This is a genomic window from Flavobacterium sp. AC105 (genome assembly GCF_979258495.1).
The window spans coordinates 113,545-139,341 of the sequence record NZ_OZ409860.1; the positions used below are offsets into that span (position 1 = coordinate 113,545).

The following is a 25,797-nucleotide window of genomic DNA, read 5'->3' on the forward strand; positions in this document are numbered from 1 at the left end:
AGTATGAAAAAGTTAATTATAGGAGCTGCAATTTTATTTGTTCAGATGTCTTTTGGTCAGGTTACCAAAGAAATAGGAGATTTTGATTCGGTTAAAGTATTCGATAAATTAAGTGTAAAATTAGTTGCATCTTCCGAAAATAAGATTGTGATTAAAGGAGCGCGTGAGTCAGAAGTTGAAGTTGTTAACAAGAAAGGTTTATTGAAGTTAAGAATGCCTTTTCCTAAATTATTGTCAGGTGATGATCTTGATATTACCTTGTATTACAAACATTTAGAACTTATTGACGTTAACGAAGGTGCCTATGTTTCGAGCAAAGAAGCTATAAAAGCAACTGTTTTTAAAGTAAGTGCACAAGAAGGTGGAAAAATTAATGTAGATTTAGATGTTGATAAACTAAATGTAAGCTCGGTTTCAGGAGGAGAAATTACTTTAACCGGTAAAGCTTCAAACCAGGATGCCAGCCTTGGAGCCGGAGGTTATTTGTTAGCAAGTAAATTAAGTACGTCTCAGACTAAAGTAAGTGTTTCTGCGGGAGGAAAAGCAGATGTGAATGCATTTACACTTGTCGATGCAAAAGTAAGCGCAGGAGGCTCTATTTACATTTATGGAAAACCGAAACAAATTAATCAGAAAACGGTTTTAGGAGGTAAAATCGAAGAGGTAAAATAACAAATCGTATTTGAATGATAAATGATATTTTAGCTGGACTGCCATGGGGACTTTTTTTAAGTTTTATGGTAGGTCCAGTATTTTTTATACTACTGGAAACCAGTATTACAAAAGGATTCAGAGCTGCAATAGTTTTTGATCTTGGTGTAGTATTAGGTGATATTTTTTTTATAGGAATTGCTTATTTAGGAAGTTACAGGCTTATTCAGAGCTTAAAAGATAAACCGGCACTTTTTATTTTTGGCGGTATTATTATGCTTGCTTATGGTATAATTTCTTTCGTAAGATTAAAAAATGAAGAAAAAATTGATGATGAAGAAATTGACCGTGATATCATCAAAAGAAACTATGGCAGTTTGTTTATAAAAGGCTTTTTACTGAACGTTATCAACATTGGTGTTCTTGGTTTTTGGTTAGCAGTTATCATTTCTATTGGACCAAAATTAGAAATGCAAAACTCAAGAATGTTTACTTTTTTTGCTGCCGTTATTATTACTTATTTATTAGTTGATTGCATTAAAATTCTATTAGCCAAACAATTAAAATCTAAAATGACACCAACCAATATTGTTAAAATTAAAAAAATAATAAGCATTGTTTTAATGATTTTCGGAATTGCCTTAATGGTTCAGGGTTGGTTTCCAAAAGAAAAAGAAATGGTTAGAAATGCTTTTGAGAAAATTGAAAAGTAGTTGTTAATAACTCAAAAATATAAAAATAAGCCTCTGAATTTCAGAGGTTTTTTTATGTTTATAAGTTACATTTAAAACGTCTAGTTTGTCATTCCGAGGAACGAGGAATCTCCGCGACAATTATCCAGAAAGTATATCAATCTTTGTAGAGTTACTTGCGGAGATTCCTCGTTCCTCGGAATGACAAATTGCATGTTATAAAAATAAAAAGAGATATATTTCTGTAGATTTTTTAGAAGCATCGTCCGGATTCGAAGGTAAATCTTTATCTAATTTTTTCTAAAAATTAAGCACAAAAAAACCTGCAAGTTTCCTTGAAGGTTTTAGAGGCATCGTCCGGATTCGAACGTAAATCTTTATCTAATTTTTTCTAAAAATTAAGCACAAAAAAACCTGCAAGTTTCCTTAAAGGTTTTAGAGGCATCATCCAGATTCGAACGTAAATCTTTATCTAATTTTTTCTAAAAATTAAGCACAAAAAAACCTGCAAGTTTCCTTGAAGGTTTTAGAGGCATCATCCAGATTCGAAGGTAAATCTTTATCTAATTTTTTCTAAAAATTAAGTACAAAAAAACCTCCAAGTTTCCTTGAAGGTTTTAGAGGCATCGTCCGGATTCGAACCGGAGTAGGAGCTTTTGCAGAGCCCAGCCTAGCCGCTCGGCCACGACGCCGTAGTTGAACGGATGGCAAAAGTAACTAAAATCTTTAAAATTCAAAACTTTAAAAGTAACTATTTTAAAAAATTAGTTTTCTGCAGGAAAGAATTACTTTCTAATCTCGGTCATTTTTATAGTAACTGATTCAACATCACCACCAATAGGAGGATTTATTTTAGAAACCCAAACTGTTGTTTTTTGTACACTTTCAATCTCTGCAAGTACACGAATATTGATTCTTTTGGCAACATGTTCTAATAAATGTGAACGAATTGCCATTTCTTCGGTAACAATTTTGTTCAGATGGACATAATCAACAGTATCTAAGAGATGATCTGTTTGTGCCGATTGCTGTAAATTAGCTTTAATTTTAAGATCTACAATGTAATCAGATCCTATTTTTCCTTCTTCAATTAAACATCCGTGGTAGGAGAAAGTACGAATGTTTTTTAGTTTTATAACTCCCATTTTCTTATTGTTTCAAGTTTAAAGTTTCAGGTTTAACGCCAGTTAAGTAACTTTAAACCTGAAACCTGAAACCTTTTTTTTATCTTTGCTAAAATTACTATAAAATAATGGCATCAGAAGAGAAATCACTCAATTTTATTGAACAAATCATAGAGGAAGATATTAAATCAGGTCTTTCGCAAAGCAAGCTTCATTTTCGTTTTCCACCAGAACCAAATGGTTATTTGCACATTGGGCACGCAAGTTCAATTGCTTTAAATTTTGGTTTAGGAATTGATTATCAGTCACCTGTAAATTTACGTTTTGACGATACAAATCCTGAAAAAGAAGAACAGGAGTTTGTTGATGCCATAAAAAAAGACGTTGAATGGCTAGGGTATACCTGGGCAGAAGAACGTTATGCTTCAGATTATTTTCAACAATTGTATGATTGGGCTGTTTTATTAATTAAAAAAGATAAAGCTTATGTTGATAGTCAGTCTTCTGAAGATATGGCGATTCAAAAAGGAACTCCGTCAACTGTTGGAACAGATAGTCCGTTCAGAAATCGTTCTGTAGAAGAAAATTTAGATTTATTCGAAAGAATGAAAAACGGTGAATTTGAGGCTGGAACTCATATTCTTCGTGCTAAAATAGACATGAAATCGACCAATATGCTGATGCGTGATCCTATCATGTACAGGATTTTGCACAGACATCATCATAGAACCGGAGATGATTGGAAAATCTATCCAATGTACGATTGGGCACACGGACAAAGTGATTATTTAGAAGGAATTTCACATTCATTTTGCACACTTGAATTCTTGCCTCACCGTGAATTATACGATTGGTTTTTAGACCAGATTATTGATGAAAATCAGATTCGTCCAAAGCAAAGAGAATTTGCAAGACGTAACTTATCACATACCGTTGTTAGTAAAAGAAAATTACAGCAACTAGTTAAAGAAAAGCATGTTAACGGTTGGGATGATCCTAGAATGTCAACTATTTCAGGATTAAGAAGACGTGGTTATACAGCTGCGTCTTTACGTAATTTTGCCAATACAATTGGTATTGCAAAACGTGATAATTTGATCAATGTATCGGTTTTAGAATTCTGTATTCGTGAAGATTTAAACAAAATTGCACCTCGTGTAATGGCTGTTTTAGATCCTGTAAAATTAGTGATTACAAATTATCCGGAAGGAAAAGAAGAGTGGCTTGAAGCCGAAAATAATCAGGAAGATGAAAGTGCAGGTTTCAGAAAAGTACCTTTTTCGAGAGAATTATACATTGAAAGAGAAGACTTTTTAGAAGAAGCTCCGGCTAAATTTTTCCGTTTGACTTTAGGAAAAGAAGTACGTCTTAAAAATGCGTATATCATTAAAGGAGAAAGTGTTATAAAAGATGCTCAAGGAAATATTACAGAAATTCATGTTACTTATGATACCGATTCTTTAAGCGGAAGCGGAACAGAAGCAAGTCAGAGAAAAGTGTCTGGAACCTTGCATTGGGTTTCTATTTCTCATGCAATTGAAGCAGAAGTTCGTATGTATGATCGTTTGTTTACAGATGAAGCTCCGGACAGTTATAAAGAGAAAAATTTCTTAGATTTTGTGAATCCAAATTCGTTAGAAATTGTAAAAGGATTTGTTGAACCAAGTTTGGCGACAGCTCAAAATGAAGATAAATTTCAGTTTCAACGTTTGGGTTATTTTACTGTCGATAAAGACTCAACTGCTTCAAAATTAGTATTTAACAAAACTGTTGGACTAAAAGATGCCTGGGAAGAAAAAGGTAAAAAAGAAGAAAACAGCATCAATAATTCTTTAAAAGAAATTAATAAATATTTTAAAGTAGAAAGTAAACCAGAACGTATTGCAATTGAAAGTGCAATAGGGGAGAGCATCAAAAATGTCTCTAGTTTTTCTTTATTGCAAAATTCTTTGAAGAAAAATATCAACAATAATAAAGGTTCATTGTTGTTTGCTCAATTTATTTTGAAATATTCTCATTTAAAATCTTCTGATTTTGAAGAAGAGGATATCAAAAAATTATATAACATGTCTCTAAGAAGTGAATCAACTTATGTTCGATCAAAAGCACTTTTGAATTTAAGAGATATTGAAGAAGCAAGTTTCAAAAATCAGTTTGAAGATGAAATTTTAAAATTATATTCAAATCCTCCAAAAAGTGCTTCAGAAAAAGAAACTGAAATTCTTGCCGAAATGGTGAAGAAGTAATATCATTATAATCTATTAAAAAGCGCTTTTTATAAGCGCTTTTTTTATTATATAAATTATCTATTAAAATATAAAATTTTATAAATATTTTGTATTAAAACCCACCTTCATAAATTGAATTTAAGCTCATTTTTCATTTCTTCCACCTCATTAATCATCTTTTAAAAAATCATTAAACAGAAGCTTTTATTTTGATTTTAGGTGTCATTTTTTCCTTGTTTTAGGGTTATTAACATGCTATTGTTTATAACGTTGAAATTAGATTCCTTTTGCTAAAATTTTCATTTTTTACTTTTTTATTCCAATAATTATCTAAAATTTGATTTTTAATAATATCAATTTTAATGATTTATAATTTACTTTTAAATGTATTTATCTATTATTAATAAAATCTATTTAAAATATAAATTTTATAGTTATAATAGATTAAAACCGACTTTCATAAATTGATTTTAAGCTTATTTTTTATTTCTTTCATCTCATTAATCATCTTTTGAATTATTGTTGATTTTTGAGCTTTATTTCAATTTTAGACGTCGTTTTTCTTAGTTTAACGGGTTATTAACATACAATTGTTTATAAAGTTGGTATTTTTATCTGATACCAAAAGTCAGCGATGATTTTATAAAATTTGAGATTTCCACTCAAGATTCTAAACTGAATTTCTTCTAAAGTCTCAACTTAGTTTTGTTTTAGTCGAAGTTCTAAACTGATTTCTAAAAAACAAATTTATGTTCTCATTTTCATTGTGAATCGATTTTGATAATATTTCGCCTAAAAGTATTTTTCAGAGCAGTTTCATAATTTCAAAATTCCATAAAAATGATTTTGTGTATTTCAGGTTTTGATTTTCTTACTGGCATAATTTTAATCCTTAAATATTATTCTATGAAAATTTTAATTTTTACGCTATCCATTTTATTTACGAATTTATTAATTTCTCAAACACATCAAATTACAAAACACAATGGAGAACAACTTGATATTAATTTTATAAAACATGAAAATGATTTGATTCATTATTCTTTAAATGGAAGTTTTGAAGAGCATAAAATTAGCGAGCATGCTGTTTCGCATTTGACAAATAAACAAACTAATCAGGCAAAAAAAATATCTGATAAAGTAATTGTAGATTCAAAATCAGATTATAAATTAGTAAAAGTTTTACCTCAGGAAAAAACAATTGGGTTAAAACAAATTGCTAATTTTTCAGGAGTTTCGACAAAAACGAAAGGGGAGCCGCCAATTGCAAATCAAAATCATACTGCTATGAGAATAAAAACCCAATCAGCTTCAAAAGGATATCCGTTTGTTAGTATTGTTAAAAAAGCAGATGGAAAATATGAGGCTATAGCGTATGTGTATTAATTTTATTGTTAAATTTATGTAAATTACATTTTAGCAATATTTTGTCATTTAAAAAAAGAGTACCTTTATTAATCATTTAAATTTTATTATCATGTCAAAAAACATAAATACAATTGCAGCAATTTTAGCTGGAGCTGCTGCCGGTGCAGCAATCGGAATTTTATTTGCTCCGGACAAAGGATCAAAAACACGTTCAAAACTTAAAGAGGGTATTGATGATGCAAAGCATAATTTGCAAGATTCGATTTCAGCAAGTTCTGAAGTTTTGCGTGAAAAATTTGCAAGTGCAACGCAAAATCTAGATGGAACTTTTGATGATTTACTTTCAAATGTAAGCCATAAAACGGAAGAAGTAATTTCTTTTTTGGAAACTAAATTAGCTGACTTAAAAGCCCAAAACGCTAAACTTCAGAAATAATAATCCCAGGAAACACAAAGCGTACTTTTATTTATAATTGTTTTTTTAGTATTAAAATACAATTATTGAATAGTATGTTTTGTGTTTCTTTTTTTAATCAAAATTACAATTATGGCTTTTGAAGAATTTAAAGAGAATACCGAAAATATTCAAGAACAGGCTAAAGTATATTTAGACAGTCAGTTAGCATATTATAAACTTTGGGGTTTTAAGGTTGCGATGAAATCAACGACTTTAATTTTAAAGTTTGTTTTGATTTTATTAGGCTTGAGTATGGTTTTACTTTTTGGATCTATAGCAGCAGGATTTGCTTTTAGTACTTTATTTGGGAGTTATACTTTGGGATTTTTAGCAGTAGGAGGGATCTATCTTGTAGTTACAATTCTGCTTTTCTTTCTAAAAGATAAGTTTGTCGAAGGTCCAATTTTGGAGAAATTTTCAGAAATCTTTTTTAATGATTAATTATGGAAACTAAAAAATACGCATCATACGCAGAAATCGAAAGAGATTTAGAAATTCTGAAATTAGAAAAAGAGATTAGTTATCAGAAATTGGTTTTAAGTTTCCAGAAAACTAAAGAAAGCATCACGCCAAAAAATATTGTAAACGGAATTTTTTCTTCATACAAAGATTATTTTTCAAATTCATATGTAACTATTTTGCAAGCGGTTTTACCGTATGTAATTGGTTGGTTTATCAATAAAAAAAGAGGCAATTAAGCCTCTTTTTCATTTTATAAAATTATTTTACTTCGGGTTGAATATCGTCTTCATAACCTGATTGAGGTTCAACAGGTTTTGGTTTCACGATTTTTTTATTGTTCTTCTTCATCATTTCACCAACCTGGTTAGAAGCTGTAAACGATGCAACCATATTATTCAGCATATCACTTCCGGCTTGCGGAGAATTTGGCAACAAAATTAAGTTCGAATTTGCATCGGCACCAATTGCCTGAAGCGTATCATAATGTTGAGTGACCACAATTAGGGCAGAAGCTTCTTGCGAATTGATTCCAACATTGTTCAAAACTTCAACACTTTCTACTAGACCTCTTGCAATTTCACGACGTTGATCTGCAATACCTTGACCTTGTAAACGTTTACTTTCTGCTTCAGCTTTTGCTTTTGCAACAATTCTGATTCTTGAACTCTCAGCTTCAAATTCGGCAGCCGTTTTTTCTCTGTCGGCAGCATTGATTCTGTTCATCGCATTTTTTACCTGAATGTCCGGATCAATATCAGTTACCAAAGTATTGATAATATCATATCCGTAAGTAGTCATGGCTTCGTTCAATTCTCTTTTTACTGCAATGGCGATATCATCTTTTCTTTCAAAAACATCATCTAATTTTAGTTTAGGAACTTCGGCACGAACGACATCAAACACATAAGCCGTAATCTGATCGTGTGGATATTCCAGTTTATAAAAAGCATCATACACTTTTTCCTGAATCACTTTAAACTGAACCGAAACCTTCATTTTGATAAAAACGTTGTCTTTGGTTTTGGTTTCGATGATAACATCAAGCTGTTGAATCTTTAGATTTACACGTCCGGCCAATCTGTCAACCAACGGAATTTTTAATTGTAATCCTGAGTTTCTAACACTGTGAAACTTCCCAAATCTTTCTATAATTACCGACGATTGTTGCTTGACGGTAAAAAACGAAGACAGTAAAATAAATAATCCGAGGACTATTAGAATAATAAATGCTGTACCCATGGTGATATTAATTTAGTTTTTATGATCTCGTAAATTACGAATATTCTGCCAATTTAAATTTTTTAAAACATAAAAAAAACGCTAAGAACATTTTATCAATGTGTCATAGCGTTTTGTTTTTTGAAACATTCTTAATGTTTCTTTTTTTTAAACCATTAAGGGATTAAGAAATTTAAGCCAAGCTTTATGAACTTATATAACTTATATGGTGAAAATATTTTGATTATAAAGTAGCTATCGCTTTCTGAATTCTTGAAATAGTTTCTTCTTTTCCGATGATTTCAACAATGTCAAATAGGTGAGGGCCTTTAAGAGCTCCAACCAAACTTAGACGGAAAGGCTGCATGACTTTACCCATTCCAATTTCATTTTTCGTTAACCAGTCTTTTACGATTGCTTCGATATTGGCTGAATCAAATCCATCAATATATTCAAGAGTCGAAATCAATTCCTGCATTAAAGCCGGTGTTTCTTCCTTCCAGTTTTTGCTTGCTTTTTCATCATATGATGTTGGAGCCTGGAAAAAGAAATCAGTCAAATCCCAAAATTCAGAAACAAAATGAGCTCTTTCTTTAATCAAAGAAACAATTTTCGTTGTCACTTCAAGCGGAGTCGAGAAGCCTTTTTCTTCTAAAATAGGAGAGAAGCTTTTCGCTAAATCGGCATCATTTTGTTTGATTAAATATTGATGATTGAACCATTTGTTTTTCTCAGGATCAAATTTAGCACCAGATTTATGAACTCTGTTCAAGTCAAAAGACTCTACTAATTCTTCTAATGAAAATAATTCTTTGTCAGTTCCATCATTCCAACCTAATAAAGCAAGGAAGTTTATAACTGCTTCCGGGAAAAATCCTTTCTCTCTGTAACCGGATGAAATGCCTTCTTCGGTTTTCCATTCTAATGGAAACACAGGAAATCCTAATTTATCACCATCTCTTTTAGATAATTTTCCGTTTCCAACTGGTTTTAAAATTAAAGGTAAATGTGCAAATTCCGGAGCATCCCAACCAAAAGCTCTATATAATAAAACGTGAAGCGGCATCGATGGCAACCATTCTTCACCACGAATTACATGTGAAGTTTCCATCAAATGATCATCAACAATATTCGCTAAATGGTACGTTGGCATTCCGTCACTTTTAAATAAAACTTTATCGTCAAGTAAACTGGTTTCAAATTTTACATCACCACGAATGATATCTTTTAAGTGTAAAGTTTCATCAACCGGAGTTTTAAAACGGATCACATAATGTTCTCCATTTGCAATTCTTTTAGCAACTTCATCAGTAGAAAGTACTAAAGAAGTATCTAACTTTTCGCGGATTGTATGATTGTAAATAAATGTTTTTCCTTCAGCTTCTTGTTCTTTTCTTAAAGCATCAAGCGCTTCCGGAGTATCAAAAGCATAATAGGCCCAACCAGAATTGATCAGTTGATCAGCATAAGTTTGGTATAATTCCTTACGATCACTTTGTCTGTACGGACCAAATTTTTCATTCTTTCCAACCGTTTCTTCAGGAGCAATTCCTAACCATTCCAGTGCTTCCATTATATAAGCTTCGGCACCGGGAACAAAACGGGTCTGATCAGTATCTTCAATTCTTAAATAAAAAACACCGTTGTTTTTTTTGGCAAATAAATAATTAAATAGGGCAGTACGAACGCCGCCAATATGTAAAGGTCCTGTTGGACTTGGTGCAAAACGCACACGAACTTGCTTTGACATTTGTTTAAATTTTGATGCAAAGATACAACATTCGTCAAAAGTCAAAAGTCGAAAGTCTGAAAGGTTTTGCGTCAGGATGATAACTTTTGACTTTCGACTTTTGACTTTCAAACTTATACTTATAATTACTACTTTTATGGGTTATAATTAAAAGAGATTTTATTTTGAAAACAACATCTGCTATATATCAAAAGTTAGAAGCTTTTATAAAGAAATATTACACGAACGAATTGATAAAAGGAATACTTCTTTTTATTGGTTTTGGATTATTGTATTTTCTGTTTACGCTTTTTATAGAATATTTTCTTTGGTTAAAACCTTTGGGAAGAACCCTTTTGTTTTGGCTATTTATAGGAGTTGAAGTTTTTCTTTTGTTCCGATTTATTTTGTTTCCGATTTTTAAGTTGTTCAAACTTCAAAAAGGAATCGATTATAATCAGGCTTCCAAAATTATTGGAAATCATTTTACAGAAGTAAGTGATAAACTAACGAACTTTTTACAATTGTCGGCGTCTGAGAATTCCGCAGAAAGTTCAGAGTTGATGTTGGCTTCTATAGAACAAAAAGCAAATTCATTGCAGCCAATTCCGTTTGGAAATGCGATCAATTTTAAAACTAATAAGAAGTATTTGCCATTAGCAATTATACCAATTTTGCTTTTTGCTGTGTTTTATATTTCAGGAAACAGCAATATAATTTCTCAAAGTTTAAATAGAGTAGTGCATTTTAATGCTACGTTTTTACCTCCGGCACCTTTCAAATTTGTGGTTTTAAATCCTAATTTGCAAACAGAACAAAATAAAGATTTTGTTGTCAAAATGGAATCTGTTGGGAATGTTGTTCCGGAAAATGTCATGATTCATATTGGTAACGAAAGTTATTTTATGGAATCTTCTCAACCCGGAAAGTTTGAATTCAAGATTGAAAAACCAGTATCAAATGTTGCCTTTTCTTTTGAAGGAAATTCTGTTTCATCAGAAGAATATGAGTTGAAAGTGATCACAGTTCCATCAATTGCCAACTTCGAAATGGTACTAAATTTTCCATCTTATCTAAAAAAGAAATCAGAAACCATTCAGGGAACTGGAAATGCAATCGTACCAGAAGGAACTTTGGTAACCTGGAAAATGAATACGCAGTCGACTCAGGAGATTGTTTGGAAGGATGAAAACGCCACATTAAAGTTCAATAAGGTAGAAAATGAGTTTAAATTGGCTAAAAATATCAGTCAAAATACAGAATATCAAATTCTTACTTCTAATAATAAGGTCAAAAACTACGAAAAACTAGATTATCAGCTATCTGTTATCAAAGATCAGAACCCAACAATCAATGTTGCGCCAGCTCCGGATAGTTTAAAGTTGGATAAAAATTATGTTCTGGGAAGACTGGGTGATGATTATGGTTTATCAAAATTACAAGTAGTGTACTACGAGCATAACAAACCAAACACAGCCAAGCGTGGAACCATTCCTGTAAAGCAAGCCGTTTTTGATCAATTCGTTTTTAGCTTTCCAAGTAATTTGGCAGTAGAAGAAGGAGTATCTTATGAATACTATTTTGAGGTTTTTGATAACGATGCGCCTCATGGTTTTAAGAGCACAAAGTCTTCTGTTTTTTCTGATCGTGTTTCGACAACTGATGAAGTTCATGATTTAGAATTGCAGCAGCAAAATCAAAATATAAACAGTTTATCTAAATCTTTAAAGAATCAGGAAAAGCAATTTTCTGAAATGGATAAGATTAAAAATACAGGAAAAGAAAAAGAAAATTTAGAGTTTAAGGACCAACAGAAAATCAATGATTTTATCAAACGTCAGAAACAACAAGACGAATTGATGAAACAATTTGCTGAGAAGATGAACAAGAATTTAGATAAGTTTCAATCTGAAAAGAAAGATAAAACAGCTGATGATTTGCAAAAGCGATTGGATAATGCCGAGAAGGATTTAGAAAAGAATCAGAAGTTGATGGATGAATTGAAGAACTTAAACGATAAATTACAAAGTGAAGAGTTGTTTGATAAGATGGAAAAGTTCAAACAAATCAGTAAAAACCAATCTAGAAATTTAGAACAATTAGTTGAACTTACAAAACGTTTTTATGTAGAAAAGAAGGCAGAACAAGTTGCTGAGAAATTAGATAAACTTTCAGAACAACAAGAACAGCTTTCTAATAAAGAAAAAGAGAATACAAAAGAAAAGCAAGATGAAATCAATAAAGCTTTTGATAAAATTCAGGAAGATCTGAAAGATTTAAAAGAGGAAAATAAGACTTTAAAATCTCCTTTGGATATTCCTTCTGATGCTTCAAAAGAAAAAGATTTAGATAACGATTTGCAAAAAGCTTCTGAAGAGTTAGGTAAAAAGAACACTTCTTCGGCTAAGCCAAAACAAAAAAGTGCGGCTAAAAAAATGAAAAGTATGTCGCAGGAAATGGACTCCGGTATGGAAGGCGGAGATCAGGAACAGTTAGAAGAAGATGTTGTAATGCTTCGTCAGATTCTGGATAATCTTTTAGCATATTCTTTATCTCAGGAAGATGTGATGAAACAATTTAAATCGATGAAATTAGGTTCTTCTGCTTATACAAGAAATATCAAAATTCAGCAAAACTTAAAACAACAGTTTAAATATGTAGATGATAGTTTGTTTGCATTGTCACTTCGTAATCCAAAAGTTGCCGAGGATGTAACCAAAGAAATTGGAAATGTACAATATAATATAGACAAAGCAATTGAAACTTTGACAGATGTTCAGGTTCCAAAAGGAGTTTCGCATCAACAATATGCTGTTTCATCAGCAAATAAATTAGCTGACTTTTTAAGTGACCTTTTAAACAATATGCAAATGTCTATGTCTAAACCCGGATCTGGAAAACCAAAACCAGGAGATGGGCAAGGAATGCAATTACCGGATATCATTCAAAAACAAAAAGGGCTGGCTGATAAAATGCGTGACGGAACGAAAGAAGGAGACAAACCCGGTCAAGGGCAAAATGGTAAAAGTGGCGAAGGGAAGGATGGAAAAGAAGGTCAGGGAAAAGACGGAAAAGGAAAAGAAGGCCAGGGTAAAAATGGACAAGGAAAAGATGGTCAAGGAAATCAATCTGGTGAAAAAGGGAAGGATGGAAAAGAAGGCAATGACGGCGAAGGAGATGCTGAAGCAATAATGGAAATCTATAAAGAGCAAGTTAAACTTCGTGAAGCGTTACAAAAAGAATTAGCAAAACAAGGATTAGATTCTCAAGGAAGATCTGTAATCGATCAGATGAAAGCTTCGGAAAAGCAACTTTTAAATAAAGGTTTTAAGAATGAGAACTTGCAACGCATCTTAAATATACAACAAGAATTATTAAAATTGAATAATGCAGTTCAGCAACAAGGTCAGGATACGAAGCGTCAATCTGAAACAAATAAGACAGAATTTACAAATCGTTCTAATGCTTTGCCAAGTTCACTTTTGGAATATTTAAACAGTGTAGAGATTTTAAACAGACAATCACTACCTTTGCGCTCGAATTTTAATCAAAAGGTTCAAGAATATTTTAATACAAAATGATCGACTTTAATTACGAAACCGAATTTACTTTAGATAACGAACAAGCCTTTACTGATTGGTTGAGTGCTGTAATCGTTTCTGAAAATAAAAACGAAGGAGAGATAAATTACATATTCTGCGATGATGAATATCTTCATAAGATAAATGTAGAATATCTAAATCACGATACATTAACTGATATTATCAGTTTTGATTACACTGTTGGAAACGAATTAAACGGAGATATTTTTGTTTCTGTAGAAAGAGTAGAAGACAATGCAAAGGATTTTAATGTTTCTTTTGAAGATGAATTGAAGCGCGTTTTAGCTCACGGTATATTACATTACTGTGGATACAAAGACAAGACTGATGAAGACGCTAAGTTAATGCGTTCTAAAGAAGATGAAAAGATTGCGATGTTTCACGTGGAACAGTAGTGTAATTTGTTTCAGATTTTTTGTTTCAAGTTAATAAAGCAAACTAAATGTTCCACGTGAAACATGCTTAGTTTTACAATAAATGATTTTAAAACGTTCCACGTGAAACATACTTTATGTTGATAATTTTATTTAGAGCGTTCCACGTGGAACGTCTAATATTTAAGTTTTGATTTTAAGTTTTAGAGAGGATTTAATAGATGTTCCATGTGGAACTTTTCATAAAGTGAGAACCTGAAACTTGAAACATTTTTCACAGTTCCACGTGGAACAAAAGAATAAAGAATTTAATTCTGAGAACCGACTTAAACGGTTTCCCAGAGAATAAAAAATAAAATGTTTTTAGAAGAATACGATGTTATAGTTGTTGGTGCAGGTCATGCTGGATCTGAAGCCGCGGCAGCGGCCGCAAATTTAGGTTCAAAAACTTTATTGGTTACAATGAGTCTGCAGAACATTGCACAGATGTCTTGCAACCCAGCGATGGGAGGAATTGCAAAAGGACAGATCGTGCGCGAAATTGATGCGCTTGGTGGATACTCAGGAATTGTTTCTGATCGAACTGCAATTCAATTCAAGATGTTGAACAAATCAAAAGGACCAGCTATGTGGTCGCCAAGAGTTCAAAGTGATCGAATGCGTTTTGCTGAAGAATGGAGAATGATGTTGGAGGGAACTCCAAATTTGGATTTCTATCAGGAGATGGTAAAAGGTTTGATTATCGAAGACGGAAAAATAAAAGGAATCAGAACTTCGTTGGGAGTAGAGATTCGATCTAAATCTGTTGTATTGACAAACGGAACTTTTTTGAATGGTTTGATTCATATTGGAGAAAAACAATTCGGAGGAGGAAGAGCAGGCGAAAGTGCTGCAACCGGAATTACCGAAGATTTGGTGAAAGTAGGTTTTGAATCCGGAAGAATGAAAACAGGAACGCCGCCACGTGTTGATGGACGTTCTTTGGATTATTCTAAAATGAACGAAGAAAAAGGAGATGCGAAACCGGATAAGTTTTCTTATTCGGATTTGACAACTCCTTTAACGCATCAAAGATCATGTCACATGACATATACGTCATTGGATGTTCATGATATTTTGAGAGAAGGTTTTGATCGTTCGCCAATGTTCAACGGAAGAATTAAAAGTCTCGGGCCAAGATATTGTCCATCGATAGAAGATAAGATTAATCGTTTTGCTGATAAAGAACGTCATCAATTATTTGTTGAGCCGGAAGGATGGAATACTTGTGAAGTTTATGTAAACGGTTTTTCAACTTCGCTTCCTGAGGATATTCAATTTAAAGCTTTGAGTTCAGTTGCCGGTTTTGAGAAAGTGAAATTCTTTCGTCCGGGTTACGCGATCGAATATGATTATTTCCCGCCAACGCAATTGAAACATACTTTGGAAACAAAGCTTGTTGAAGGTTTATATTTTGCCGGACAAATAAACGGAACAACAGGTTATGAAGAAGCAGCTTCGCAAGGTTTGATGGCCGGAATAAATGCGCATTTAAAAGTACACGAAAAAGCGCCATTAATTCTAAAACGTGACGAAGCTTATATTGGAGTTTTAATCGATGACTTGATTACGAAAGGAACGGAAGAACCTTATCGCATGTTTACATCAAGAGCAGAGTATAGAACTTTGTTGCGTCAGGATAATGCCGATTTTAGATTAACGCCAATGTCGCATGAAATTGGTCTGGCTTCTGAAGCGCGTTTACGCCGAATGGAAAAGAAATTGAACGAGTCTGAAAAGATGGTTGCTTTCTTTAAAGAAACAAGCGTTACTGTCGCAGAAACAAATCCTATTTTAGAATCGAAAGAAACTGCTCCAATTACGCAAGGCGATAAAATGTTCAAAGTATTTTCTCGTCCGCAAATTGATTTGGAGGATATGATGAAATTTGAAAAAGTAAAGGAATATATAGAATCCAATGATGTTGATCAGGAAATTTTGGAACAAGCCGAAATCCAGGTCAAATATTCTGGTTATATAGAAAAGGAAAGAAACAACGCTGATAAGCTAACTCGTTTAGAAGAAGTGAAAATTCCGGAGAATTTCGACTACAATAAAATTAAATCAATGTCGATTGAAGCAAAACAAAAATTGAGCAAGATTCGTCCTGTAACCATTTCTCAGGCTTCAAGAATAAGCGGAGTGTCACCAAGTGATATTTCGGTTTTGTTGATTTATATGGGAAGATAGAAATTTTAGATTTCTGATTTTAGTTTTTTTTGTTGTAATAAAAAATTTAGTTTTATTTGAATTGTTCCACGTGAAACTATTTGCTGTTTATTTATTTTTTATTGAAAAATCTATGATTAGTTTTATTCTGCGTAAAACTATTTAGGTTATTTGGTTTTGCTTTAAGAAAATCTAAAATCATTAATCTAAAATCTAAAATTGTTTTATGTTCCACGTGAAACTAATTTTGATATAGTTTGTCATTCCGAGGAACGAGGAATCTCCGTTGCAAGATCGATAAAGATTGGTTCTTTGATTGTGGAGTTTCTTACGAAGTTCCTCGTTCCTCGGAATGACAAAAAAACTGTAGAAACTAAAATTTCGGTACAATGAAAATCATTCAAAAAGAAATTCTATCATCTGAAGAAAAAAAAGTTTTACGTGAACTTTGGAATAACGAATATCCGTCAAGATTACATTTGAAAACGATCGAAGATTTTGAATCATACTTGAACGGAATTGCAAACACAAAACATTATTTACTGTTTGATGATTCAAATAAAATTAATGGTTGGGCGTTTACTTTTTTAAGAGAAGATGAAAATTGGTTTGCTATAATTTTGGATAGCCAAATTCAGGGAAAAGGGAATGGCTCTCTTTTGATAAGTGAGTTAAAAAAGAATAATACTATTTTGAATGGTTGGGTTACAGATCATGAAAATGAAGTGAAGCAAAATAATGAAATATATAAATCTCCAATGACATTTTATTTGAAAAACGGTTTTACAATTTTGGCAGAAACAAGATTAGAAAATGAAAAAATGTCGGCAGTAAAAATAAATTGGAAACGCTAAAGAAAATTTAAATATAAAAACAATAAGCCTAAAAGTAAAATTTCGCTTTTAGGGTTTGCTATGAAATTAAACCAAAATCCCTATAATTAAAAAATGGACGTTTTAAACAAAAAACATTTTCTTACTGTAAAAGACCATTCTGTATCTAAAGAAATTTTCGAATTGTATCACGACGAAACTTTAGATATGTTGATCACATCTCCGCAACCTGATTTGGAAAATTTGGGTCGATATTACGAAAGCGAAGATTATATTTCGCACACAGACAACAAACGTTCGTTATTTGAAAAAGCATATCACTTTGTGAAAAATATTGCGCTGAAAAATAAATTAAATTTAATCAACGCCGAACAATCTCAAAAAGGGAGAATTTTGGATATTGGTGCCGGAACCGGAGATTTTTTATTGACGGCAAAAAATGACGGTTGGAAAACGGTTGGAGTAGAACCAAGCGAGCGGGCAAAAAATATTGCGATTCAAAAAGGAATTTCTTTTGTGAACGAAATTAGTGATCTCGAAAATAATTCTTTTGACGTCATTACCATGTGGCACGTTTTAGAACACGTTCCAAATTTAGAATTGCAAATCCAGGAATTGAAGCGCTTGCTAAAACCAACTGGAACATTAATTGTTGCGGTTCCAAATTTTAAATCGTACGACGCAAATCATTACAAAGAATTTTGGGCCGCTTTTGATGTGCCCATTCATTTTTGGCATTTCTCCAAAAAAGCCATTCAATCGCTTTTTGAAAAAGTAGACATGAAGTTGGAAAAAGTGCTTCCGATGAAATTCGATTCTTTTTATGTGAGTCTTTTATCTGAAAAATACAAAACCGGAAAAATGAATTATATCAGTGCTTTTTTTGTTGGTTTAAAATCAAATTTAAAAGCAAACAGTACAAAAGAGTATTCATCGCACATTTATGTCCTGAAAAACCGCTAAAACGCAAAATAAGCGCGTTTCCTGTGTCTTTTTTACCTTGTTGGGGGCGAAATATGTCTTTTTTGAGATAATGTTTCTAATAAAAGCTATGAAAGTCACTTTTGATAGCGTTGAATTATTGACATTTTTCTTTCGATAAATAAAAACAATATGATAAAATTCCAGCATTTTTTAAACTTTATGTTGATGCTATTTATTTTTTTATATTTTTGTCTTCAATACAATAAAAAAAATAGAAATTCAAAAAATGAAAAAAGCATTAGTAATTATCGCACTTTCAATTTTCGCCGTTTCATGTAATAAAACTGCAGAAGTTAAGGAAGTAAAAACAGCTTACGTAGATACTTCAGTTTTAATGAAAGAGTACACTGAAGCAAAAGACCTTGAGGCAAAATACAAATCTCAGGCAGAAGAAAAAGGAAGACAACTACAAGCTGAGATTACACGTTTTAAACAAGACGCTGCTAGTTTTCAAAGCCAGGCACAAGCAAACGGTCAGGCTTGGGCTCAACAAAGAGGAGCTGAGTTACAAAAAAGAGAACAACAATTGGGTTATGCTCAACAAGCTTTGTCTCAACAATTGCAGCAAGAAAGTGGTGTTGAAATGGATTCTTTAGTAAGCGGAGTTAAAAAATTCATTAAAGAATACGGTAAGAAAAACGGTTATTCTTATATCTACGGTACAGGTGATGCAGCTTCAATTTTATACGCTGAAGAGAAATATGATATTACAAAAGATATCATTAAAGCTTTGAACGATAAATACAAAGATGCTCCTAAAGCCGATGCTAAACCTGCTGCTAAAGAAGGTGAAGAAGCTAAAAAATAATACCAGACTAACTAACTAAATTTAAAAACCTAAATCTTCAAGATTTAGGTTTTTTCTTTTATAAAAATGCGATACTTTTAGTTTTCAATACATAGCAATGCAAAACGTTACAGAAGCTGCGGCTTACACCTTACAATTCATCAATCAAACGCAAAAATCTATCTTTCTGACCGGTAAAGCAGGAACAGGGAAAACGACGCTTTTACGCGAAATTATTGCAACAACCCACAAAAGCACAGTAGTGGTTGCACCAACGGGAATCGCGGCCTTAAACGCCGGCGGAGTTACGATCCATTCGATGTTTCAACTGCCTTTTTCAGCTTTTATTCCCACTTATGACGAAGCTTCTCAGTTTACTGAAACGGTTAAATTTGAGAATAAAGAAACCTTGCGCAGGCATTTTAAAATGAATAATGTCAAGCGAAATGTAATCAAAAACATGGAATTGCTGATCATTGACGAAGTCAGTATGCTTCGCGCTGATTTGCTGGATGCAATTGATTTTATGATGCAGACAGTTCGCAGAAATTCGAAAGCCTTTGGCGGTGTTCAGGTACTCTTTATTGGCGATTTATTGCAGCTTCCGCCCGTAATCAGAGACGAAGAATGGCGAACTTTGCGTAATTATTACAAAGGAAAATTCTTTTTTCATTCGCATGTTATTCAGCAGAATCCGCCTTTATATATCGAATTATCAAAGATTTACCGTCAAACGGATGATGCTTTTATTTCGGTTTTGAATAATCTTCGAAATAATCAGATTACGCCTCAGGACATTCAGGTTTTAAACCAATATGTGAAGCCGGATTTCGACTTAAAAATGAATCCGGGATATATCACACTGACAACACATAATGCCAAAGCCGATTCGATTAACGAACAGGCAATTGGCGATTTAGCCGGAAATGAATATGCCTATCAGCCTTTTATTGTAGGTGATTTTCCGGAAAAAATATTTCCTGTAGAAGAAAACTTAAAACTTAAAGTTGGTGCTCAGGTTATGTTTGTTAAAAACGATGCTTCTTTTGAAAAACGCTATTTCAACGGAAAAATGGGCGTTGTAAAATCACTTTCGCCCGAAGAAATTTTCATTCATTTTCCGGAAGAGAACAAAACCATTGAAGTTGAGAAATACGAATGGAAAAACATTCGGTACAAAGTAAACGACCTCACAAAAGAAGTCGAAGAAGAAGTTTTGGGCACATTTGCGCATTATCCGCTAAAATTAGCATGGGCAATAACCGTGCATAAAAGCCAGGGTTTAACTTTTGAGAAAGCTGCGCTCGATGTATCGCAAGTTTTTTTGCCAGGGCAGGCGTATGTCGCATTATCACGTTTAACGTCTTTAAATGGGCTTATTTTGCTTTCTCCGCTGCAAATGAATGGTGTTTCGAACGATCAGGATGTAATGGATTATGCTTTGAATAAAGCAACCGAAGAAATTCTGAAAAACTCGTTGCATTTTGAAACCAAGAATTTTATTCATAACTATTTGATTAACAGTTTTAATTGGACAGATTTGGCTCAGGAATGGCGCAATCACAGATTCAGTTACAACGAAAATGCTGTTAATTCTGAAAAAGCTAAACATTCAACCTGGGCGCACAAACGTTTAGAAACCATCGACGCGCTTACAGATCCGTCGCAAAAATTCGTTCATCAGCTCAATAAAATTTTCAATAAAGAAACTGTCGATTTAATTTTTGTGCAGGAAAGAGTAGTGGCGGCGTACGATTATTTCTTTAAACCGATGGATAAGCTGGTAACTGACCTTTTGCAGAAAATGGCTGAAATTCAGAAATTTAAAAAAGTCAAAGAATTTTATGAAGAATTGGCACTTTTAGATGACCTGCAAACCAAAGCCGTTTTACGATTAATGAAGGCCAAATTATTGATCGAAATCGTAGTTGCGGGCGAAAGTATATCCAAAGAAAAATTAACGTCTACAGCGATTAAAAACTTCAAATTAGACAAGATTGCGAAGATTCGGGAGGAATTCAATATGTCGAATACCGATATTTTCAAAACAGAAGAACCGGTGGTGCGTTATACAGCCAGAAAACTGGATAAAAATGAGCCAAAAACTGCTAAGAAAACAACCATAGAAGAAACGCATGATTTATGGCTGGAAAAAAATTCTATTGAAGATATCGCGAGAATGAGAAAGCTTACGGTTCAGACTGTGGAAACGCATTTAATTAAATTAATTCAGGCGAAGAAAGTCGAAATCTCAGACGTGTTGCCATATGATAAAATCCTGGCGTTGCGTGAGGCATTTCAGTTCTATCAGGAAGAATCCCTAAACGGACTGAAAGAAAAACACGGTGATGAATTTACCTGGGATGAACTTAAAATGTTTAAAGCCAGCATAAACTAATTTTAGATTTTGTAATTTAGGGTATGGAATTTGAAACCTCAAATTTGGGAAATCAACTATAAAAACATTATGTAAAATAGGAAACATGAAAAAACTAATATACATTGCATTCGTAATTTTTTCGGTTCATAGCGCCGTAGGGCAGGACTTGAAACCTGAATATCAAAAGTTTATTAAAAGTTTTATTGTCAATGTAAAAAGCAATAACAAAGCAGGAGTGGCGGCTTTTATTTCTTTTCCGCTTAAAAGGGAATACCCGATTCCAACGGTAAAAAACAAAGCAGATTTTATAAAAAAATACGATCAGATTTTTGATGCCACGCTGAAAAATGAAATCATTAAATCCAATCCTGCAAAAGATTGGTCTGAAGTAGGCTGGCGCGGTATAATGCTAAATAGCGGCACTTTATGGATTGATACTACTGGTAAAATTATCGCCATCAATTATCAATCTAAAGCAGAAACCGATCTGAAAAATAAACTAATAGCTTCTCAAAAAAGCAAACTTCATCCTTCAATTGCAAAATTTCAAGCTCCGGTTTGTATTTTGGAAACCTCAAAATTCAGAATCAGAATTGATGATTTAGGCAAGGATAATTTCAGATATGCTTCGTGGTCAATTAAAAAAACAATGAGCGAGGAACCTGATTTAGTGATTACTAACGGAAAATGGGTTGCAGATGGAAGCGGAAGAAATAGTCATTACGATTTTAAAAAAGGAGAATTTCTGTATGAATGTTATATCATAGTTATGGGTGAAGATAGTTCGCCGCCTGCGACATTAACGATTTATCAAAAAGGTAAAGAAATACTTTCTCAGAATGCAAAAATAGTTACCAAATAAAAAAATCCTGTTCGCCTCGACGAACAGGATTTTTAGTTTATATCTGCGCTTGTACTTTGTCTAAAGTCTTTTGCTGATCGATTTGTTTTACTTTAAGCTTCTGAATTTCAAGTTCGTTCTTTTTAAGTTTTACTTGTTGCTTTTGTGATTCTTCATCAGAAAGTGAACCTAATTTTGAATTAATCTTTTGATTATCGGATTCTAATTTAGCAATTTTCTTTTTGCTGTTGGCCAGATCTTTTTCAGAATTTTTAAGGTCTTTTTGATGTTTTTCTACTTGCTTTTGCTCCTTTTTTATTCTCGCTTGTTCGTCATCTAGTTTTCTATGGGTTTCATCAGATGATTTTTTAGCTTCTTGTTGTGCTTTTTTAGCTGCAGCTTCCTGAGCTTTAGTACTTGTGATAATTTCCTGAGCATAAAATTGCTGAGATGAAATAAAAAGAAAGAATGCCAGGACCAATTTTAATGTATAATTCATGATTTTATTTTTGTTATTGAATATGGGCAAAAATAGTGGCTGAACTATCCGTATATAACCGAATAAAGCTTTTTTAAAGATAAAATAAGCCAAAAAAATCTGCTCAAAAAGAACGTTCGATTTACATGAAATAAATCAAAATGTCTAACGAAAGTATAAATTGGTTACTTTTATATTTAAATGCAATTATCAGATTGATAATTAATTAAAACAGTTTAATATGAAAATAAGGCATGTATTTTTATTATTATTGATTTTTTGCAGCGGTCTTGTTTCTGCTCAGGATTTAAGCACAGAACATCAAATATTCGTTAAAAGGTTTATTGACAATGTAAAAAATGACAACAAAGAAGCGCTTGCAGACTTCGTTGCATATCCGCTAAAAAGAGAATATCCAATACCTGACATTGCTAATAAAGCAGATTTTGTAAAGCGATATTCCGAGATTTTCGATTCGGCTTTAAAAGATGAAATAACAAAATCGAATCCGGCAAAAGATTGGTCTGATATGGGCTGGCGTGGAATAATGCTGGATCAGGGAAACATTTGGATGGATATTGACGGACGTTTAACGGCTGTTAATTACCAATCAAACGCCGAAAAAGACCTTAAAAATTCGCTGATAGAATCTCAGAAAAAAACACTGGATCCAAGTATCGCTTTCTTTCAAAAACCAATTTGTATTTTGGAAACGTCAAAATTCAAAATTAGAATTGACAATTTAGGAAATGATAATTACCGATATGTTTCCTGGGGTATCAATAAAGAAATGACTGAAAAGCCTGATTTAGTGATTTATAGAGGAAATCTGGTTGTAGAAGGAAACGGAGGAAATCATCAATATGAATTCAAAAAAGGAAATTTTGTTTATGAATGCGCGATCATAGTTTTGGGCGAAAAAAAATCGCCTCCGGCGAAACTAACAATCTATCAGGGCAGCAAAGTAATCCTTTCTCAAAACGCAAAAATAATAGCCAAATAAAAAAAATCCTGTTTCACATGAAACAGGATTTTTAAGTTTTATAACGGTTGTACTAAAATCCAGGCATCTGGATTTTCTCCTTTTTGATCTCTTTTTGTGCTTGTTCGGCTTCAGCCATTGTAGCATAACTTCCGTACAAAACCGGGAATAAATGGTGTTTGTCTTCACCAAGCATTCTGGCATTCGTATAACCATCTTTTATCAATTGGTCATATGCTTTTTTAGCGTTTTGCTCGCTTCTAAAAGCACCTGCCATAATGTGATAAGGCATAGTTTTTACTTCTTCAACAACATCTACTTTTGCAGAATCTACGGTAAGTGTTACGGCAGGAAGTGGATTTTGAATAAAAAACGTTGCTTCTTGTATCTTGTTTTGTACCTTTTTCTGAACTTCACCTTCAACAATAAGCGTTTTGGTTGCAATTTGATTTTGGTACAAAGGATATCCAATACTTCCGGTTACGCCAATTGCCAATATTAAAATTGCAGCGTATCTTAAATATGGTCGTGAAGATTTTTCTTCTTCTTCCTCGGTTTCATATAGTTTTACAGTTTCTCTTTCTGAGATTTCTTCGATTTTTTTCTCGAACATTTCTCTCTTTACAATTGGAGAAATAAACGGACTCAAACCAAAAGAAGCCGGCAAATAATTGCTCTGATCGTTTGGAGTAAAAACCCATTTATTATCTGTATTTACACGAATTTCTCCGATGTTTTTCAACGATAAAAAACCAGTATCTTCTAATGTCTTTTTCCATGCTAAAACCTCAAAAGCAATAGCACTCACGGCAAAACCGTAAGACGTTTTTTCTGACTGAGCAATATGATTTGCCAATAGTCCGTCATTGTTTTTCAAGAGACTATTAAATGCTACCGTTTTCTTTGGCGGAAAAAACGAATTTGTGCTTTCATTAAGCTGCGCCGAATGAATTTCGGTCAAAAATGCTCCAAACCCTGGAACCGTTATACACTGATAACGATACAATAACTGCGCGATGTAAGTTTCGATTTTCATATTAGCAAAGTTAGGTAATGCATATAGTTATCAAAATTTTATTCACAATTTTTATTAACAATTCTGTTTTTTATTTATATAATTAGTTTTCAGTATTTTATTTGTGATGTTATTAGTTTTATAAAATTGAGCAGTACGTAAATTACTCTTTTTATTAAGAAATTACTTTATTTTAACCATATTTGCATTATTAATTCATTGGAATTTTTTATTCTATTTTACATAATATTTTTAGCACAATGTCAGAGCAGGAATTATTTTATTTATTAGCTTTATTAAAAGTGGATGGAGTTGGAGATATTATGGCTAAAAAACTCTTGAAACATTGTTGTAATGCCGAAGCTATTTTTAAAACTAAAACAAACCAATTAGCTGCAATTGATGGAGTTGGATCTGCTTTATTGAAAAATATTCAGGACAAAACCATTTTTGAAAAGGCAAATCAGGAACTTGAATTTATAAAATCTGATGGTATAAATGTTTCCTTTTTTCAGGATGAAAATTATCCCGAACGACTCAAACATTGCATAGATTCGCCTGTTTTGATTTTTTCTTCGGGAAATATAAATTTAAAAAACAAAAAAGTAATCAGCATTGTTGGAACACGACAGATTACTTCGTACGGAACCGAGTTCTGCAAAAAACTAATAGAAGACTTGGCGCCGCTCGATCCCGTTATTGTGAGTGGTTTTGCGTATGGAGTTGATATTGTTGCGCATCAATTAGCAATAGAAAATAACTTGCAGACAATTGGAGTTTTGGCGCATGGTTTAAATCAGTTTTATCCAAAAGCGCACAAAAAATATGTTGCAAAAATGGAAGAAAATGGCGGTTTTATAACCGAGTTTTGGAGTTCTTCAAATCCGGATAAAGAGAATTTTGTACGCAGAAACCGTATTGTCGCCGGGATGACCGAAGCCACAATTGTCATAGAATCTGCAGATAAAGGCGGATCACTGATTACGGCAAACCTTGCCAATGATTATAACCGTGATGTTTTTGCCGTTCCTGGCCGCGTGACAGATAAATACAGTCAAGGCTGTAATAATTTGATTAAAACGCAAAAAGCAAACCTCCTGACAAGTGCCGCAGATTTAATTTATATTCTGAATTGGGATGTTCAAAGTAAGCCGAAACCGGTACAGAAACAACTCTTTGTAGAGCTGGAACCGGATGAGCAAAAAGTATATGATTTTCTCCTAAAAAACGGAAAAGAATTATTGGATTCTATTGCGCTAAAATGCGATTTTCCAATTTATAAAATATCGGGAACTCTTTTAAATATGGAACTTAAAGGCGTTATTAGGCCCTTGCCGGGGAAATTATTTGAAGCGATTTGATTTGAATAGTAAATCCGACAGGT

Annotated in this window: 22 protein-coding genes and 1 tRNA gene; 17 read left to right on the plus strand and 6 right to left on the minus strand. The window is 32.9% G+C overall.

Going from position 1 to position 25,797, the window contains the following annotated elements; genetic code table 11:
* The first annotated feature begins 3 nt into the window (after positions 1 to 3).
* Together ACZ0AH_RS00565 and ACZ0AH_RS00570 are read left to right on the plus strand one after the other, a co-directional pair.
* Positions 4 to 672, plus strand: a complete 669-nt coding sequence (locus ACZ0AH_RS00565; RefSeq protein WP_463473955.1) for a head GIN domain-containing protein — start codon at positions 4 to 6, stop codon at positions 670 to 672.
* Between the two features lie 14 nt (positions 673 to 686).
* On the plus strand, positions 687 to 1,364 hold the full coding sequence (locus tag ACZ0AH_RS00570; RefSeq protein ID WP_463473956.1) for a LysE family translocator: 678 nt from the start codon (positions 687 to 689) through the stop codon (positions 1,362 to 1,364).
* A 600-nt stretch (positions 1,365 to 1,964) separates the two neighbouring features.
* On the opposite strand, the gene ACZ0AH_RS00575 is transcribed toward ACZ0AH_RS00570, so the two are convergent.
* A tRNA-Cys gene (locus tag ACZ0AH_RS00575) sits at positions 1,965 to 2,035 on the minus strand.
* Between the two features lie 93 nt (positions 2,036 to 2,128).
* On the minus strand, positions 2,129 to 2,488 hold the full coding sequence (gene folB, locus ACZ0AH_RS00580; RefSeq protein ID WP_463473957.1) for a dihydroneopterin aldolase: 360 nt from the start codon (positions 2,486 to 2,488) through the stop codon (positions 2,129 to 2,131).
* Between the two features lie 107 nt (positions 2,489 to 2,595).
* Between folB and ACZ0AH_RS00585 the strand changes: the two genes are divergently transcribed.
* From ACZ0AH_RS00585 to ACZ0AH_RS00605, 5 genes are all read left to right on the plus strand, one after another.
* The gene (locus ACZ0AH_RS00585) at positions 2,596 to 4,713 is read left to right on the plus strand and encodes a glutamine--tRNA ligase/YqeY domain fusion protein (protein WP_463473958.1); all 2,118 of its coding nucleotides are present in this window, start codon (positions 2,596 to 2,598) and stop codon (positions 4,711 to 4,713) included.
* A gap of 888 nt (positions 4,714 to 5,601) precedes the next feature.
* Positions 5,602 to 6,081 (plus strand): hypothetical protein, encoded by a 480-nt coding sequence (locus tag ACZ0AH_RS00590; RefSeq protein WP_463473959.1) that lies wholly within the window; start codon positions 5,602 to 5,604, stop codon positions 6,079 to 6,081.
* A gap of 91 nt (positions 6,082 to 6,172) precedes the next feature.
* Positions 6,173 to 6,499, plus strand: coding sequence for a YtxH domain-containing protein (locus ACZ0AH_RS00595; RefSeq protein WP_463473960.1), 327 nt, complete (start codon positions 6,173 to 6,175; stop codon positions 6,497 to 6,499).
* Between the two features lie 111 nt (positions 6,500 to 6,610).
* On the plus strand, positions 6,611 to 6,961 hold the full coding sequence (locus ACZ0AH_RS00600; protein ID WP_463473961.1) for a competence protein: 351 nt from the start codon (positions 6,611 to 6,613) through the stop codon (positions 6,959 to 6,961).
* A 2-nt stretch (positions 6,962 to 6,963) separates the two neighbouring features.
* Positions 6,964 to 7,218: a DUF6327 family protein gene (locus ACZ0AH_RS00605; RefSeq protein WP_463473962.1), complete on the plus strand. Its 255-nt coding sequence runs from the start codon at positions 6,964 to 6,966 to the stop codon at positions 7,216 to 7,218.
* A 22-nt stretch (positions 7,219 to 7,240) separates the two neighbouring features.
* On the opposite strand, the gene ACZ0AH_RS00610 is transcribed toward ACZ0AH_RS00605, so the two are convergent.
* Entirely contained in the window at positions 7,241 to 8,221 is a 981-nt protein-coding gene (locus ACZ0AH_RS00610; protein ID WP_463473963.1) for an SPFH domain-containing protein, read from the minus strand.
* Between the two features lie 223 nt (positions 8,222 to 8,444).
* Positions 8,445 to 9,950, minus strand: a complete 1,506-nt coding sequence (gene gltX / locus ACZ0AH_RS00615) for a glutamate--tRNA ligase (protein WP_463473964.1) — start codon at positions 9,948 to 9,950, stop codon at positions 8,445 to 8,447.
* 164 nt (positions 9,951 to 10,114) lie between these two features.
* On the opposite strand from gltX, the gene ACZ0AH_RS00620 reads away from it, so the two are divergent.
* The 8 genes from ACZ0AH_RS00620 to ACZ0AH_RS00655 all read left to right on the plus strand — a co-directional run bounded on the left by ACZ0AH_RS00620 (position 10,115) and on the right by ACZ0AH_RS00655 (position 21,959).
* On the plus strand, positions 10,115 to 13,510 hold the full coding sequence (locus tag ACZ0AH_RS00620; protein ID WP_463473965.1) for a coiled-coil domain-containing protein: 3,396 nt from the start codon (positions 10,115 to 10,117) through the stop codon (positions 13,508 to 13,510).
* Positions 13,507 to 13,926 (plus strand): rRNA maturation RNase YbeY, encoded by a 420-nt coding sequence (gene ybeY / locus ACZ0AH_RS00625; protein ID WP_463473966.1) that lies wholly within the window; start codon positions 13,507 to 13,509, stop codon positions 13,924 to 13,926. Before ACZ0AH_RS00620 ends, ybeY begins: the two co-directional genes overlap by 4 nt.
* Before the next feature lie 336 nt (positions 13,927 to 14,262).
* The gene (mnmG, locus tag ACZ0AH_RS00630) at positions 14,263 to 16,134 is read left to right on the plus strand and encodes a tRNA uridine-5-carboxymethylaminomethyl(34) synthesis enzyme MnmG (RefSeq protein WP_463473967.1); all 1,872 of its coding nucleotides are present in this window, start codon (positions 14,263 to 14,265) and stop codon (positions 16,132 to 16,134) included.
* 368 nt (positions 16,135 to 16,502) lie between these two features.
* A complete protein-coding gene (locus tag ACZ0AH_RS00635; RefSeq protein ID WP_463473968.1) occupies positions 16,503 to 16,967 on the plus strand; it encodes a hypothetical protein in 465 nt (154 codons plus the stop codon).
* Between the two features lie 93 nt (positions 16,968 to 17,060).
* A complete protein-coding gene (locus tag ACZ0AH_RS00640) occupies positions 17,061 to 17,909 on the plus strand; it encodes a class I SAM-dependent methyltransferase (protein ID WP_463473969.1) in 849 nt (282 codons plus the stop codon).
* Between the two features lie 247 nt (positions 17,910 to 18,156).
* Entirely contained in the window at positions 18,157 to 18,738 is a 582-nt protein-coding gene (locus ACZ0AH_RS00645; RefSeq protein WP_463473970.1) for an OmpH/Skp family outer membrane protein, read from the plus strand.
* A gap of 97 nt (positions 18,739 to 18,835) precedes the next feature.
* Positions 18,836 to 21,115, plus strand: coding sequence for a helix-turn-helix domain-containing protein (locus tag ACZ0AH_RS00650; RefSeq protein WP_463473971.1), 2,280 nt, complete (start codon positions 18,836 to 18,838; stop codon positions 21,113 to 21,115).
* Between the two features lie 85 nt (positions 21,116 to 21,200).
* Positions 21,201 to 21,959 carry a hypothetical protein gene (locus ACZ0AH_RS00655; RefSeq protein WP_463473972.1) on the plus strand — a complete coding sequence of 253 codons (759 nt, stop codon included), beginning with the start codon at positions 21,201 to 21,203 and terminating at the stop codon, positions 21,957 to 21,959.
* Positions 21,960 to 21,996: 37 nt separating this feature from the next.
* Here ACZ0AH_RS00655 and ACZ0AH_RS00660 read toward each other — a convergent pair whose 3' ends face one another.
* Complete coding sequence (locus ACZ0AH_RS00660) at positions 21,997 to 22,437, minus strand: hypothetical protein (RefSeq protein WP_463473973.1); 441 nt, start codon at positions 22,435 to 22,437, stop codon at positions 21,997 to 21,999.
* A 220-nt stretch (positions 22,438 to 22,657) separates the two neighbouring features.
* Between ACZ0AH_RS00660 and ACZ0AH_RS00665 the strand changes: the two genes are divergently transcribed.
* Positions 22,658 to 23,419, plus strand: a complete 762-nt coding sequence (locus tag ACZ0AH_RS00665) for a hypothetical protein (RefSeq protein WP_463473974.1) — start codon at positions 22,658 to 22,660, stop codon at positions 23,417 to 23,419.
* Between the two features lie 52 nt (positions 23,420 to 23,471).
* Here the strand turns inward: ACZ0AH_RS00665 and ACZ0AH_RS00670 are convergent, their stop codons facing one another.
* Positions 23,472 to 24,434, minus strand: coding sequence for an HU domain-containing protein (locus ACZ0AH_RS00670; protein WP_463473975.1), 963 nt, complete (start codon positions 24,432 to 24,434; stop codon positions 23,472 to 23,474).
* 239 nt (positions 24,435 to 24,673) lie between these two features.
* Here ACZ0AH_RS00670 and dprA point away from each other — a divergent pair, with 239 nt between their 5' ends.
* Positions 24,674 to 25,774 (plus strand): DNA-processing protein DprA, encoded by a 1,101-nt coding sequence (dprA, locus tag ACZ0AH_RS00675; RefSeq protein WP_463473976.1) that lies wholly within the window; start codon positions 24,674 to 24,676, stop codon positions 25,772 to 25,774.
* Positions 25,775 to 25,797: the final 23 nt, after the last annotated feature.

What these genes read in the sequence shown, in the direction of transcription:
- ACZ0AH_RS00590 (WP_463473959.1), top strand. Translation starts at nt 5,602, where the DNA reads ATGAAAATTTTAATTTTTACGCTATCCATTTTATTTACGAATTTATTA.
- ACZ0AH_RS00660 (WP_463473973.1), bottom strand. Translation starts at nt 22,437, where the DNA reads ATGAATTATACATTAAAATTGGTCCTGGCATTCTTTCTTTTTATTTCA.
- ybeY (WP_463473966.1), top strand. Translation starts at nt 13,507, where the DNA reads ATGATCGACTTTAATTACGAAACCGAATTTACTTTAGATAACGAACAA.
- ACZ0AH_RS00665 (WP_463473974.1), top strand. Translation starts at nt 22,658, where the DNA reads ATGAAAATAAGGCATGTATTTTTATTATTATTGATTTTTTGCAGCGGT.
- ACZ0AH_RS00640 (WP_463473969.1), top strand. Translation starts at nt 17,061, where the DNA reads ATGGACGTTTTAAACAAAAAACATTTTCTTACTGTAAAAGACCATTCT.
- ACZ0AH_RS00595 (WP_463473960.1), top strand. Translation starts at nt 6,173, where the DNA reads ATGTCAAAAAACATAAATACAATTGCAGCAATTTTAGCTGGAGCTGCT.
- ACZ0AH_RS00635 (WP_463473968.1), top strand. Translation starts at nt 16,503, where the DNA reads ATGAAAATCATTCAAAAAGAAATTCTATCATCTGAAGAAAAAAAAGTT.
- ACZ0AH_RS00605 (WP_463473962.1), top strand. Translation starts at nt 6,964, where the DNA reads ATGGAAACTAAAAAATACGCATCATACGCAGAAATCGAAAGAGATTTA.
- ACZ0AH_RS00565 (WP_463473955.1), top strand. Translation starts at nt 4, where the DNA reads ATGAAAAAGTTAATTATAGGAGCTGCAATTTTATTTGTTCAGATGTCT.
- ACZ0AH_RS00645 (WP_463473970.1), top strand. Translation starts at nt 18,157, where the DNA reads ATGAAAAAAGCATTAGTAATTATCGCACTTTCAATTTTCGCCGTTTCA.
- ACZ0AH_RS00585 (WP_463473958.1), top strand. Translation starts at nt 2,596, where the DNA reads ATGGCATCAGAAGAGAAATCACTCAATTTTATTGAACAAATCATAGAG.
- folB (WP_463473957.1), bottom strand. Translation starts at nt 2,488, where the DNA reads ATGGGAGTTATAAAACTAAAAAACATTCGTACTTTCTCCTACCACGGA.
- ACZ0AH_RS00670 (WP_463473975.1), bottom strand. Translation starts at nt 24,434, where the DNA reads ATGAAAATCGAAACTTACATCGCGCAGTTATTGTATCGTTATCAGTGT.
- ACZ0AH_RS00650 (WP_463473971.1), top strand. Translation starts at nt 18,836, where the DNA reads ATGCAAAACGTTACAGAAGCTGCGGCTTACACCTTACAATTCATCAAT.
- ACZ0AH_RS00600 (WP_463473961.1), top strand. Translation starts at nt 6,611, where the DNA reads ATGGCTTTTGAAGAATTTAAAGAGAATACCGAAAATATTCAAGAACAG.
- mnmG (WP_463473967.1), top strand. Translation starts at nt 14,263, where the DNA reads ATGTTTTTAGAAGAATACGATGTTATAGTTGTTGGTGCAGGTCATGCT.
- ACZ0AH_RS00655 (WP_463473972.1), top strand. Translation starts at nt 21,201, where the DNA reads ATGAAAAAACTAATATACATTGCATTCGTAATTTTTTCGGTTCATAGC.
- ACZ0AH_RS00570 (WP_463473956.1), top strand. Translation starts at nt 687, where the DNA reads ATGATAAATGATATTTTAGCTGGACTGCCATGGGGACTTTTTTTAAGT.
- gltX (WP_463473964.1), bottom strand. Translation starts at nt 9,950, where the DNA reads ATGTCAAAGCAAGTTCGTGTGCGTTTTGCACCAAGTCCAACAGGACCT.
- ACZ0AH_RS00610 (WP_463473963.1), bottom strand. Translation starts at nt 8,221, where the DNA reads ATGGGTACAGCATTTATTATTCTAATAGTCCTCGGATTATTTATTTTA.
- dprA (WP_463473976.1), top strand. Translation starts at nt 24,674, where the DNA reads ATGTCAGAGCAGGAATTATTTTATTTATTAGCTTTATTAAAAGTGGAT.